The 12903-nt window shown below is 67.1% G+C and carries 8 protein-coding genes; 7 read left to right on the top strand and 1 reads right to left on the bottom strand.

The genetic code is table 11. The features are described from left to right. Window positions 1-3: 3 nt before the first annotated feature. The gene (locus tag ASG07_RS00090) at window positions 4-750 is read right to left on the bottom strand and encodes a FadR/GntR family transcriptional regulator (RefSeq protein WP_055840539.1); all 747 of its coding nucleotides are present in this window, start codon (window positions 748-750) and stop codon (window positions 4-6) included. 208 nt (window positions 751-958) lie between these two features. Between ASG07_RS00090 and manD the strand changes: the two genes are divergently transcribed. From manD to galB, 7 genes are all read left to right on the top strand, one after another. Further along, window positions 959-2170, top strand: coding sequence for a D-mannonate dehydratase ManD (gene manD / locus ASG07_RS00095; protein WP_055842627.1), 1212 nt, complete (start codon window positions 959-961; stop codon window positions 2168-2170). A gap of 148 nt (window positions 2171-2318) precedes the next feature. Then, window positions 2319-5558: a TonB-dependent receptor gene (locus ASG07_RS00100; protein WP_055840542.1), complete on the top strand. Its 3240-nt coding sequence runs from the start codon at window positions 2319-2321 to the stop codon at window positions 5556-5558. 212 nt (window positions 5559-5770) lie between these two features. After that, window positions 5771-7021, top strand: a complete 1251-nt coding sequence (locus ASG07_RS00105) for an MFS transporter (protein ID WP_236694451.1) — start codon at window positions 5771-5773, stop codon at window positions 7019-7021. 45 nt (window positions 7022-7066) lie between these two features. Next, window positions 7067-7513, top strand: a complete 447-nt coding sequence (locus ASG07_RS00110) for a cupin domain-containing protein (protein WP_055842633.1) — start codon at window positions 7067-7069, stop codon at window positions 7511-7513. A 13-nt stretch (window positions 7514-7526) separates the two neighbouring features. Continuing rightward, window positions 7527-8696: a Gfo/Idh/MocA family protein gene (locus ASG07_RS00115; RefSeq protein ID WP_055840546.1), complete on the top strand. Its 1170-nt coding sequence runs from the start codon at window positions 7527-7529 to the stop codon at window positions 8694-8696. Further along, window positions 8693-10072, top strand: a complete 1380-nt coding sequence (locus tag ASG07_RS00120) for a Gfo/Idh/MocA family protein (RefSeq protein ID WP_055840549.1) — start codon at window positions 8693-8695, stop codon at window positions 10070-10072. The genes ASG07_RS00115 and ASG07_RS00120 overlap by 4 nt, the downstream gene beginning before the upstream one ends. 71 nt (window positions 10073-10143) lie before the next feature. Beyond that, entirely contained in the window at window positions 10144-12816 is a 2673-nt protein-coding gene (gene galB / locus ASG07_RS00125; RefSeq protein ID WP_236694452.1) for a beta-galactosidase GalB, read from the top strand. Window positions 12817-12903 lie beyond the last annotated feature (87 nt).

The raw sequence follows: 12903 nt of genomic DNA on the forward strand, positions 1-12903 counted from the left end.
TACTCAGGCCGCGCGATAGTCGGCGAAGATACGCTGACGGAGATGGGCGCTGCGGCGGCGCACAGCGGCGACTTCCTCGTTCTCCGTCTTCGCGAGCAGATGTTCGATCACCGCATCGAGGTGCCGCCTCATCTCCGCACGCGCGGCATCGGTGTTGTGCGACCGCAGGGCATCCAGAACGGCGCGATGCTCCTCGACGCGCAGCAATTCGCCGCCCCCGCGGGCGCGTTCGTGGATCGTCCGCGCCAGATCGCAGCGGTCGCGCATCGCCCAGAGATCGGTGACGACCGCGACCATCGCGCTGTTGCCCGTCGCTTCGGCGATGACGAGGTGGAAGTCGCGGTCTGCCCGCTCGCTGATCGCGATATCCGGATCGGTCATCGTGGCGAGCAGCGTCTCCAGTCGGGCGAGATCCTTGTCGTCGATCCGTGGCGCGGCCAGCGCCGCCACCTCCGCCTCGATACTTCGCCTCGCCTCAAGGATTTCGAAGGCACCGATGTCGAGAGTCTCGGCCTGCTGACCGGGCAGGCGCAGGGCGGCGACATAGATCCCCGATCCCTTTCGCATTTCGACGACTCCCATCATCTCCAGGGCGACCATCGCCTCGCGCACGGTCGTACGACTGACGGCGTGATGTTCGGCGATCTCGCGCTCGGTAGGCAGGCGGCTGCCGATCTCGAACTCACCGGTGCCCAGACGCTGGAGGATGCCGTCGGTGATGCGGCGATAGAGCTTGTCGGATTGGGCCATGGCACCAGCATCGCCGGTTCTGCGTCCACGCGCAACGCTCCTCATCGCGCTGCCATCGGACTTAAATGCATGAATGTGCCCGGCCAAAATACTTGACCTGCCGGGCCAAATGGCGAAGATCGGCCGTATGTTCGGGAGGTCCGCCGAACGGGTCCCAGATTTTCCCCGGCAGCGGTCGACCCTGCCGCTTCAGGAGCAGCGTTCCGTCATGCCCCGTATCGTGTCCGCCCGCGTCATCGTTACGAGCCCGGGCCGCAACTTCGTCACGCTGAAGATCATCTGCGACGACGGCACGACGGGGGTCGGCGACGCGACGCTGAACGGCCGCGAGATGGCGGTGGCGAGCTATTTGTCGGAGCATGTCGTGCCCTGCCTGATCGGGCGCGACGCGCACCGGATCGAGGATATCTGGCAGTATCTGTACAAGGGCGCGTACTGGCGGCGCGGACCGGTGACGATGACGGCGATAGCCGGCGTCGATATGGCGTTGTGGGATATCAAGGGCAAGGTCGCGGGCCTGCCTGTGTACCAGTTGCTCGGCGGTGCCAGTCGCGAGGGGTGCATGGTCTATGCCCATGCCAACGGCACGACGGTCGCGGACACGATCGCAGTGGCACAGGCCGAGGTGGCGAAGGGGTACAAGGCAGTCCGCCTGCAATGCGGTGTGCCGGGCCTCGCCAGCACGTACGGCGTCGCCAAGGCGGGGCAGCGCTACGAACCCGCCGATGGCGACCTGCCGACGGAGAGCGTCTGGTCGACGGAGAAGTACCTGCGCATCGTCCCGGAGCTGTTCGCGGCGGCGCGCGAGGCGCTGGGCTGGGACGTGCACCTGCTCCACGACGTGCACCACCGGCTGACGCCCATCGAGGCGGGGCGGCTGGGCCGGGATCTGGAGCCGTATCGCCCGTTCTGGCTCGAGGATCCGACCCCGGCGGAGGATCAGGAGGGTTTCCGCCTGATACGCCAGCATACCACGACGCCGATCGCGGTGGGCGAGGTGTTCAACAGCATCTGGGATGCCAAGCACCTGATCGAGAACCGTTTGATCGACTATATCCGGGCGACGGTAGTCCATGCCGGCGGGATCACCCATCTGCGCCGGATCGCCGCGCTGGCCGACCTGTATCACGTCCGCACCGGTTGCCACGGCGCGACCGACCTGTCGCCGGTCGCGATGGCCGCGGCGCTGCACGTCGGATTGTCGATCCCGAACTTCGGCGTTCAGGAGCATATGCCGCATACCGACGAGACCGACGCCGTCTTCCCACATGCCTATACCTATGCGGACGGCATGATGAAGCCAGGCGATGCGCCGGGACTGGGCGTCGACATCGATGAGGAGCGGGCGTCCAGCCATCCCTACAAGCGGGCGTTTCTGCCGGTGAACCGACTGGAAGATGGTACGCTTTTCAGCTGGTAACGCGATGTATCACGACGGGATGCCATACAGATAATGCGAATTGGACAGGTTGCCTGTTGACAGTCCAATTTCGGTAGCGCTAACATCAATTCATGACAGGACGGCCAGGACAATGGCTGCCTGATGTTTTCACAGGGGAGGATCAACCATGACCCGATCAGCACTCCGCCACGTCGGCACGCCTATCGCGCTCCTGCTCGGCACCGCCTCCTGGCCGGCATTGGCCCAGAGTGCATCGACGCAGACCGTCGACCAGCCGGCACCCACCGCATCGTCAAGCAGCAGCGCCACGACCGTGCCGACGCCGACGACGCAGGATGGCGCGGGCAACACCGCCCCGACCGAGATCAATTCGACACAGGACGCCGCGGCGGATCCGTCGGCGACCGGCAATCAGGACATCGTCGTCACCGGCTACCGCGCCTCGCTGCAAAGCCAGGCCAACGCCAAGAAGAACTCGATCGGGTTCACCGACACGATCTTTGCCGAGGATATCGGCAAGTTTCCCGACACCAACATCGCCGAATCGGTCAACCGCATTCCCGGCGTGACCATCAGTCGTGAAGTCACCGGCGAGGGCGCGAACGTCGCGATCCGCGGTCTGGGCACCAACTTCACCCGCGTGCTGCTCAACGGCGCACCGGTCGCGATCGCATCCGTCCGCTTCGATGCGCAGAGCACTAATCGCGAAGTCGATCTCGACCTGATCCCGACAGAGTTGTTCACGCAGTTGACGGTCAGCAAGTCGCCGATCGCCAGCCAGCTGGAGGGCGGCGCCGCCGGTACCGTCAACCTGCGGTCGGCGCGGCCGTTCGACAATCCCAAACCGTATGTCAGCTATGGCTTTCAGGGGTCGAAGGTCAGCGGCGCCGACAAATGGGGCTATCGCGGCTATGCGCTGGCCAGCGCCACGTTCGGCAATTTCGGCATTCTGGTCGGCGGTGCGGCGGTCAAGAACCGCTTTCAGGTCGACGGATACGAGACGATCGGCTTCACCAATCCCAACCTGACGGCCGCGCAGAACACCGGAACGCGCAATGCCACCGGCGGCGGCAACTTCACGATCCCGGCGACCGTGCCGGCCAATGCGGGTAACGGGCTGGTTCCGGGTACCGTCATCGATCAGGCGTTCCTGCTGGCGCGCAATCCCGGTGCGACGATCCAGCAGATCGACAACGGCCTGCTGCCGCGCCTCAGCCGTCCCCGCAACGAGGTCGGCGAGCGCACCCGGTACAACGGACTGGTGTCGCTGGAATGGCGTCCGAGCGATGCGCTGCATTTCTACGTCGACGGCATGTATGCCAAGCGCGATACGGATTTCGAACGCTCGGCAATGAACTGGGTGGTGCGCAACGGCGCGGCCATCCCGCTGAACACCACCTATGACCAGGCGGATTGCTCGGCCGGCTGCACCGTCACCGGCGGTACCTACGCCAATTCCCAGTTCTTCCTGGAATATCGCCCCTATCGCGACCGGCAGGATTACTGGGGCGTCAATCCCGGCATGGAGTTCACGATCAACGACTCCATCAAGGGTGATCTGCAGGCCAACTACACGAAGAGCAATTTCCGTCGCGAAAGCCCGACGGTGCTGGTCATCACCCCGCCTAGCAGCGGCGTGACGGTGAACTACACCAATGGCGGCGGCATCCCGACGGTGTCGACCAACATCGACCTCAACAATCCCGCCAGCTTCGGCTGGGCGGGCGGCGGCCGCGTCAACCTGAACGGCGAGGAGCGCGACACCGAGACGAAGGGCATCCGCGGCAGCCTGTTGTTCGGCGACGAGAAGCGCTTCAGCGTCCGTGTCGGCGCGGCCTATGACGATGTCAGCCGTCGCATCACGCCGTTCGACAACACCAATCCGTGGCAGGCGGCGATCTGCGGCAACAATCCCAACGTCGTGCTGCCCGGCCCGAACCGTCAGCCGATCTGCGACGGCACCAACCTTCCCGGCACCGTCGCGCCCCCGGGCTACCCGACCTATCCGGCTTATGGCACCGGCTTTTCGGCAGGGTCGCCGCCGCTGGTCTATGCGGGTTCGATCATCCCGACCGCGGCCGTCCCCAGCTATCTGCTGCCGGGCGCGAACGGCTTCGTCACCGTCGACTGGAACAAGTTCAAGGGCGCGACCAATTACGATGCGCTACTGGCCGGCGCGACGGAGACGGGCTCCGGCAGCAGCGGCGCCAATGGCGGCCTGATCCGGGAGAAGGTGACAGGCACCTTCGTCGAGGCCAACGGTATCTTCGACGTGGGCGACGACGATACGATCCGGCTGAACGGCGGCGTCCGCTACGTCCGCACGCAGCAGATCGTCGGCGGGCGCACCAGCATCCCCGATCCGCGCAACACGCGTGGCGGGGTGACGTGCCCCGGCGTCAGCCCGAGCTTCGCGCTGGATGGGTCCTGCTATCCGGTGCAGGTCAACTTCACGCAGACCAACCGCCTGTATTCGAACTTCCTGCCGTCGGCGAGCGTCGCCTACAGCTTCGGCACCAAGGCGGTGGCGCGCGGGTCTATCTCGCGCACGCTGACGCGGCCGGACCCGAACCAGCTTCTGCCGGGCGCGAGCTTTGTCCAGCCGTCGGCGGACGTGGGGACGCTGGGCAACAATGCCCTCAACCCCTACATCTCCGACAACCTCGATCTCGGCTTCGAATATTACACCGGCGGCGAAGGCGTCATCGCGTTCGCGGCGTTCCGCAAGTCGATCACGGGCTTCACCGTGAACGGCCTGACGACGGTGCCGTTCTCGACGCTGGAGCCGTTCGGCATCACCTTCGGCTCGCTGACGCAGGCGCAGCAGCAGGCGCTGATCGACCGGGTCCGCGGCACCGGCGTCGCGCCCGAACAGGCGTTGATCCAAATCCAGCAGCAGGTGAACGCGGACGGCAAGCTGAAGGTCAACGGACTCGAGTTCCAGCTGACGCAGCCGCTCGACTTCCTCACCCAGTATATCGGCGTCCGCGGCTTCGGCTTCCAGGGCAATCTGACGCTGATCGACCAGAAGGGCGAGGGAGCCGGTGCGCCCGCGATCGCGCTGGGCGTCGCCCCCACGACCTACACGCTGACGGGCTATTACGAGGGCAACGGCCTCTCCACGCGCCTGACCTACACCTATAACGAGGGATCGCAGGGTTCGTCGCTGAACCAGAACGGCATTCCCGCGGCGGCGATCTTCGGGCGCGATTACGGACAGCTCGACTTCTCGGGCAACGTCGATCTCGGCAAGATCCTGGGCAACCCCTATCTGCCGACGCTGGTCGTCAACGTCATCAACATCACGAAAGAATCGCAGGCGAGCTACTTCCAGTTCAGCAACGCCCTGTTCAACGAGTATAATCCCGGCCGCACGCTCCTCGTCGGAATTCGTGGCCGGTTCTAGGATCCTTGGAACCCCTCCCAGGGTACTTGCAGGGGCTGGCTTTCGGGCCGGCCCCCCTTTTCCCGGATATCGAACAGAGCATCGGGGACGCGCGTGGCTGATGTGACGATCGTGGCGTGCAGCGGGTGACGGTGGCCGTTCAGCCTGCCGTTCCGGACGTCGGTCCGCCCGGCGCTCTTCCGGTCAAACCGCGGGGCAATACGCGGTGGATCGTGTGTGCCCTGCTGTTCTTCGCGGTCGTGCTGAGCTACATCGACCGCCTCGTCATCTCGGTCCTGAAACCCGATCTGTCGGCCCGCTACGGCTGGACCGAGACGGGCTATGCCGATCTCGCCCTCTATTTCCAGCTCGTCTACGGCCTCGCCTATGTCGTGTCGGGGCGCATCGTCGACCGGGTCGGGGCGCGCGTCGGCTATGCGGCGGCGGTCGCACTGTGGACGGTCGGACACGTCCTCCATATCGCCTTCACCACGACGTCCGGCATGATCTGGGCGCGGCTGCCACTGGCGGCGGGGGAGGCCGCGACGTTCCCCGCCGCGCTTGCCGCCACGGCCGAATGGTTTCCGAAGCGCGAGCGCGCGCTGGCGATCGGCATCTTCAACGCCGGCTCCAACGTCGGCGCGATCGTCACGCCGTTGTTGGTGCCCTTCATCGTCGTCACGCTGGGGCTGGGCTGGCGCGCCGCCTTCGTCGTCACGGGCGCGCTGTCGATCGTCTGGCTGCTGGCATGGTGGCGCTTCTACCGGCGGCCCGCCGATCATCCGACGCTGAGCCGGGAGGAGCGCGACTGGATCCAGTCCGAGCCGGAGGTGCCGCCGCGGCCGGTGCGCTGGTCGACGATCCTGCGCACCCGGCAGAGCTGGGCGTACATCATGGGCCGTTTCCTGATCGATCCGATCTGGTGGACCTTCCTGTTCTGGCTCCCCGACTTCTTCTCGCGCCAGTTCAACCTGTCGCTGCGGGAGTTCGGGCCGCCGCTGGTCGCGGTCTATCTGCTCGCCGATCTCGGCTCGGTCGGGGGCGGCTGGCTCAGTTCGCGGCTGATCGGGCGTGGCGCGACCGTGAACCGCGCGCGCAAGACGGCGATGTTCGCGTGCGCCCTGTGCGCGGTCCCGATCGCCTTCGCAACGGCGGCCCCGTCCATGTGGGTCGCGGTCGGGCTGATCGGCCTCGCGTGCGCCGGGCATCAGGGCTTCTCCGCCAATCTCTATGCCCTCCCGGGCGATGTCTTTCCGCGCTGGATGGTCGGATCGGTCGTCGGCCTCGGCGGGCTGGCCGGCGCGATGGGCGGCATGCTGATGGCGAAATATGCGGGCATGATCCTGGAGACGGTGGGCAGTTTCCAGCCGATCTTCCTCGTGGCGGCGGGGGCCTATCTGGTCGCGCTGCTGGTCGTCCACCTGATCGTGCCGCGCTACGCGCCGGTCGACGAGCGGACGCTGGCTGCGGAGGCGCACGCGTGACCGTCCCGCAGGACACGATACGCCAGACGATATCGGGAGAGGATGATGCGGATCGGACGTAGGGATGTCGCGGTCGCCGCGTGCGGCGCGATACTGGGCTGTGCGGGTCTGGCGTTCGCGGAGGGACGCGCGCCCGTGCTGGGACCGGCCGTGTTCGACTGGAACGCGATGACCGTGACCAGAACGGACACCGGCGAGGTGCGATCGATCGTGCGTCGTCCGACCGCCACGTTGCAGGAGCTGGAGATGCACGTCACCACCCTGAATCCGGGGCTGTCGTCCCATCCGCCCCATACGCACCCGAACGAGGAACTGGTCATCGTCGACCGGGGCGAGGTGGAGACGCTGTCGGCCGGAAAATGGCAGCGGGTCGGACCGGGATCGATCATCTTCAACGCGTCCAACACGCCGCACGCGCTGCGCAATATCGGCAAGACGCCGGCACGCTATCACGTCGTCAACTGGTCCACCGCCGCGACGCCGGCCCGATAGGAGAGCGGACATCATGGATCCCGTCAATCGACGCGCGCTGATGGGCATCGGCCTTGGCGCAGGGTTCGCGGCCGAGGCGCTGGGCCAGTCCGTCGCACAGGGCAACGCGGTGTCAGAGGTCGCGGCCCCCGCCCGGCCGGAGCCTGCCGCGAAATACCGGGTGCCGTTCGCCGTGATCGGGCTGGATCATTCCCACATCTATTCGATGACGGATGCGGTCATCCGGGGTGGCGGCGTCCTGACCGCGTTCCACGCGACCGACCCGGCGCAGATCGCCACCTTCCGCAAACGCTACGGCGCGGTCCGGCTGGCCCGGAGCGAAGCCGAGATCCTCGACGACAAGGCGATCAGGCTGGTCGCCGGCGCCCCCGTTCCGGATCTGCGCGCGCCGCTCGGTATCCGCGCCATGCGCGCGGGCAAGGACTTCCTCAGCGACAAGCCGGCGATCACCACGCTGGCGCAACTGGCGCAGGTCCGTGCCGCGGTGAAGGAGACCGGGCGGAAGTTCGCGGTGATGTATTCGGAACGGCTGGAGGTGCGGGCCGCGGTGATGGCCGGCGACCTCATCCGGCAAGGTGCGATCGGACGGGTGGTGCAGACCATCAACATCGCCCCGCACCGGATCAGCGCGCCGTCGCGCCCGGCATGGTTCTGGGACAAGGCACGGTACGGCGGTATCCTGACCGATATCGGCAGTCATCAGGCGGACCAGTTCGTCTTCTACACCGGCAGCAAGCGGGCGAACGTGGTCGCGGCGCAGGTCGGCAACCTCGCCAATCCCGATCATCCGGCGTTCGAGGATTTCGGCGATATGACCGTCGTGGGCGACGGCGGCACCGGATATGTCCGCGTCGACTGGTTCACGCCAGACGGCCTGCCGACCTGGGGCGACGGCCGCGCCTTCCTGCTCGGCACCGAGGGCTACATCGAGCTGCGCAAATATGTCGACGTGGCCGGCCGGCCCGGCGGGAACCACCTGTTCATGGCGGACCGCAAGGGCACGCGGTACATGGATTGCAGCAAGGTGCCGTTGCCCTTCGGTCCGCAATTCGTGACCGACATCGTCGAGCGGACGTCGGTGGCGCAGGATCAGGACGGGGCATTGCTCGCCGCCGAACTCGTCCTGATCGCGCAGGACAGGGCGACGCGACCGGTGCTCGCGCGGCAGGGAGAGACAGCATGACGGTCGTGATCACCGGGCAAGGCGCGATCACCCGGCGGGGCGCGATGACCGGCGCGGCGGCGCTGGCATTCCCCACCATCGTTCCCGCCAGCGTGTTCGGCGCGACGGCTCCCAGCAACCGTATCGCCATCGGTGCGATCGGCGTGGGCCGGATCAGCCGCGGGCACGACATGAAGGAAGTGCTGCGGCATGACGATGCCCATATCGTCGCGGTCTGCGATCTCGACACGAAGCGGCTGAAGGCGGGGCAGCAGTTCGTCGACGCGGCCTATGACGGCAAGCAGGGCAAGCCCTATACCGGGACGCGCGGCCACGACGATTATCGCGACCTGATCGCCGACAAGGGCATCGACGCGGTCCTGATCTCCACCCCCGATCATCAGCATGCGCGCCTCGCCGTCGACGCGGTCCGCGCGGGCAAGGACGTGTATCTTCAGAAGCCCGCGTCGCTGACGATCGCCGAAGGCCGGATTATGGCGGACGCGGTGAAGGCGTCGGGGCGCATCCTCCAGATCGGATCGCAGCAGCGTGGGCAGGAGCCGTGGCCGCAATTCCACCGTGCGTGCGAGCTGGTGCGGAACGGCCGTATCGGTCAGTTGCGCCATGTCGAGATCGGGCTGCCGGGCGATCCGTCGGGGGCGGCGGCACCGCCGATGCCGATCCCGGCCAACCTGAACTACGACGCATGGCTCGGCTCGACGCCAGAAGCCTATTACACCGAGATGCGCGTCCATCCGCAGGATTCGATCGACGCCCGGCCCGGATGGCTGCGCTGCGAGCAGTTCGGGGCGGGCATGATTACCGGCTGGGGCGCGCATCATATCGACATCGCGCATTGGGGCATGGACACCGAGCTGACCGGTCCGGTCGAGATATGGGGAACGGCGGAGTTTCCGAAGACCGGCCTGTGGAACGTGCATGGTCCGTTCGAGACGCATGCCCGCTATGCGAACGGCATGACGATGACCATATCGGGCGTGTTCCCGAACGGGATCAAGTTCATCGGCGACGACGGCTGGATCTTCGTGACCCGGTCCGGGTCGGTGACGGCCAGCGATCCGGGTGCGGCACCGGCCGCGCCGCTCGTCGCGAGCGACGCCAAAATACTCGACAGCGTCATCAGCGCGGGGGAGGTCCACCTGCGCAAGACGCCGGAACAGCATCGCGACTGGCTGGATGCGATCCGCACGCGCGGCCCCGTGTCCGCCCCGGCGGAAATCGGGCACCGGGCCTGTTCGACCTGCCTGCTCCACTGGACGGCGATGAAGACCGGCCGGCGGCTGCGCTGGGATCCGGTGGCGGAGCGTTTCATCGGCGACGACGCGGCGAACGCGCTGCTGAGCAGGCCGCAACGCAAGGGCTATGCGATTGCCTGAAAACGCCCGCCGAAACCGGCTAAGGATATCGTCGTGAACATTCCGTCGTTTACAGGAAAGTGAGAGCGGTCTTGGGCCATCGGTACGTCATTCGCTGCGTCGTCCTGCTCTTCGGGCTGGTCGCCTTTCCGGCCCTTGCCCAGCGCGAGCGCATCCGGCTCGATGACGACTGGCGCTTCACGCAGGGCGATCCCGCCGGGATCACGACCGACCTGCGCTACGATGTCCGCCCGGAGATCGTGATGAGCGCCGACGGCAAGGTCGCCGATGCGCCGCCGGAGGCCGCGGTGGCGGTGCAGGCGAACGGTGCGGGCACGCTGAAGCGGTGGATCCTGCCCAGCGCCAACGCGCTGATCGCCGACCCGGCGCGGCGGCACGTCCGCCCGGCCGGCGATCCCGGCGGCGACGTTGCCTATGTCCAGCCGGGCTTCGACGACAGCGCGTGGCAGCGCGTCACCCTGCCGCACGACTGGGCGATCGCCGGCCCGTTCCTGAAGACCGGACCCTATGGCGGCATGGGTCGCCTGCGCAGTTGGGGCATCGGCTGGTATCGCCGCACGCTGGACGTGCCGGCATCGGACCGTCGACGTCGCGTGTTCCTCGATGTCGACGGGGCGATGTCCTATGCCACGGTGTGGCTCAACGGGCGTCTGGTGGGCGGCTGGCCCTATGGCTATAATGGCTGGCGACTGGACCTGACGCCGTTCCTGCGTTTCGGCGGCTCCAACCAGTTGGCGATCCGTCTCGACAATCCGGCGGAGTCCGCGCGCTGGTATCCGGGTGGCGGGCTGTACCGCGACGTGTGGCTGGTCAAGACCGCGCCCGTCCATGTCGCGCAATGGGGCAGCGCGATCGCGACCCCCGCCGTCACGCCGGACGCCGCCACCGTGTCGCAGCGGCTGGCCGTCGCCAACGACGGCGAAGCCACCGTTACGGTAGCGGCGACCACCGAAATCTATGTCGCCGCCGCCGCCGGTGCCCGCACCGGCCGGCCGGTCGCGCGTTTCGACCTGGGCTCCGCGCCGCTCGCGCCGGGCGGCACGGCGACGTTGCAGGGGCAGGGCGGGGTCGCCAATCCGCGCTTGTGGGGGCCGCTGCCGACGCAGCGCCCGGACATGTACCTCGCCGTCACGACCGTCAGCCACGGCGGCAGGACCGTCGATCGCGTGGAAACCCCGTTCGGCATCCGCACGATCGGGCGCGACGCGAATGGCGGTCTGCTGGTCAACGGACAGGTCGTGCCGATCCGTGGCGTCAACAACCACCACGATCTCGGCGCATTGGGCGCGGCGTTCAACCGGCACGCGGCCGAACGCCAGCTCGAAATCCTGCGCGACATGGGCACCAACGCGATCCGGATGAGCCATAATCCGCCGGCTCCCGAACTGCTCGACCTCACCGACCGTATGGGCTTTCTGGTCGTCGACGAGGTGTTCGACTCGTGGGAGCGCAAGAAGACGCCGCTCGATTTCCACCTGATCTTCAAGGATTGGGCCGAGCCGGACCTGCGCGCGATGCTGCGCCGCGACCGCAATCATCCGTCCGTGTTCCTGTGGAGCGTCGGCAACGAGGTGGGCGAGCAATATACCGGCGAGGAGGGCGCGGCGATCGCGCGCCGCCTGTCGGACATCGTGCGCCAGGAGGACCCGACGCGCCAGACGATGACCGCGATGAACTATGCCAAATCCAACATGCCGATGCCCGCCGCGCTCGACACGATCGCGCTCAACTATCAGGGTGCGGGCATCCGCAGCGCGCCCAGCCAGTACCGCGCGTTTCACGAACGCTTTCCCGACAAGCTGATCTTCGAATCCGAAAGCGCGTCGGCGCTGAGCAGCCGTGGCGAGTATCTGTTTCCCGTGGCGGGTGCGTCCAGCGGCCCGGTCCGCCCCGGCTCGGGCGGTGATCCCGACCGGCAGCAGGTGTCGGCCTATGAATTGCACGCCGCCGATTTCGGCTCGACTGCCGATCGCGAATTCGCGGCGATGGACCAGAACCCGTTCGTGGCGGGCGAGTTCGTATGGACCGGCTTCGATTATCTGGGAGAGCCGACGCCCTACTACGGCGCACGATCATCCTATTCCGGTATCGTCGATCTCGCCGGATTTCCGAAGGATCGCTTCTGGCTGTACCAGTCGCGGTGGCGGCCCGACCTGAAGTTCGCGCATGTCCTGCCGCACTGGACCTGGCCGGGACGGGAGGGGCAGGTCACGCCGGTCCACGTCTTCTCCTCCGCCGACGAGGCCGAGCTGTTCGTCAACGGCCAGTCGCAGGGACGGCAGAAACGCGCGCCCTTCGCGTACCGGTTCCGCTGGGACTACGTCACCTATCAGCCCGGCGAGGTGAAGGTGGTGACGTGGAAGAACGGCCAGCCCTGGGCCACGGACACGGTGGCCACGACCGGCGCGCCCGCCGCGCTGGCGGCGTCGGTCGATCGGTCGCGGATCGCCGCCGATGGTCGCGATCTGGCCTTCGTCACCGTTCGCATCACCGACGCCAGGGGCACGACCGCGCCGCGCGCGGACAATCCGGTGCGGTTCATCGTCACCGGACCGGGCGATCTGGTGGCGACCGACAATGGCGATCCGACGAGCTTCGTACCCTTTCCCTCTGCGACGCGACCCGCATTCAACGGACTGGCGCTCGCGATCGTGCGCGGACGGGCGGGGCAGAAGGGAGCGATCACGGTGCGGGCGGAGGCGGACGGGTTGACCGGCGCGAGCACGACCGTGCGGTCGCGATGACGGTCGAGTAATAGCCTGAGCGCGCATCCGGGTCTTTAATGCGTCGTGTGCCTATAGTACGGGGGCGCAAGGGCTGGAGAGCCACGA

Origin of the sequence: Sphingomonas sp. Leaf343, assembly GCF_001423765.1 — a bacterium.
Taxonomy (GTDB): domain Bacteria; phylum Pseudomonadota; class Alphaproteobacteria; order Sphingomonadales; family Sphingomonadaceae; genus Sphingomonas.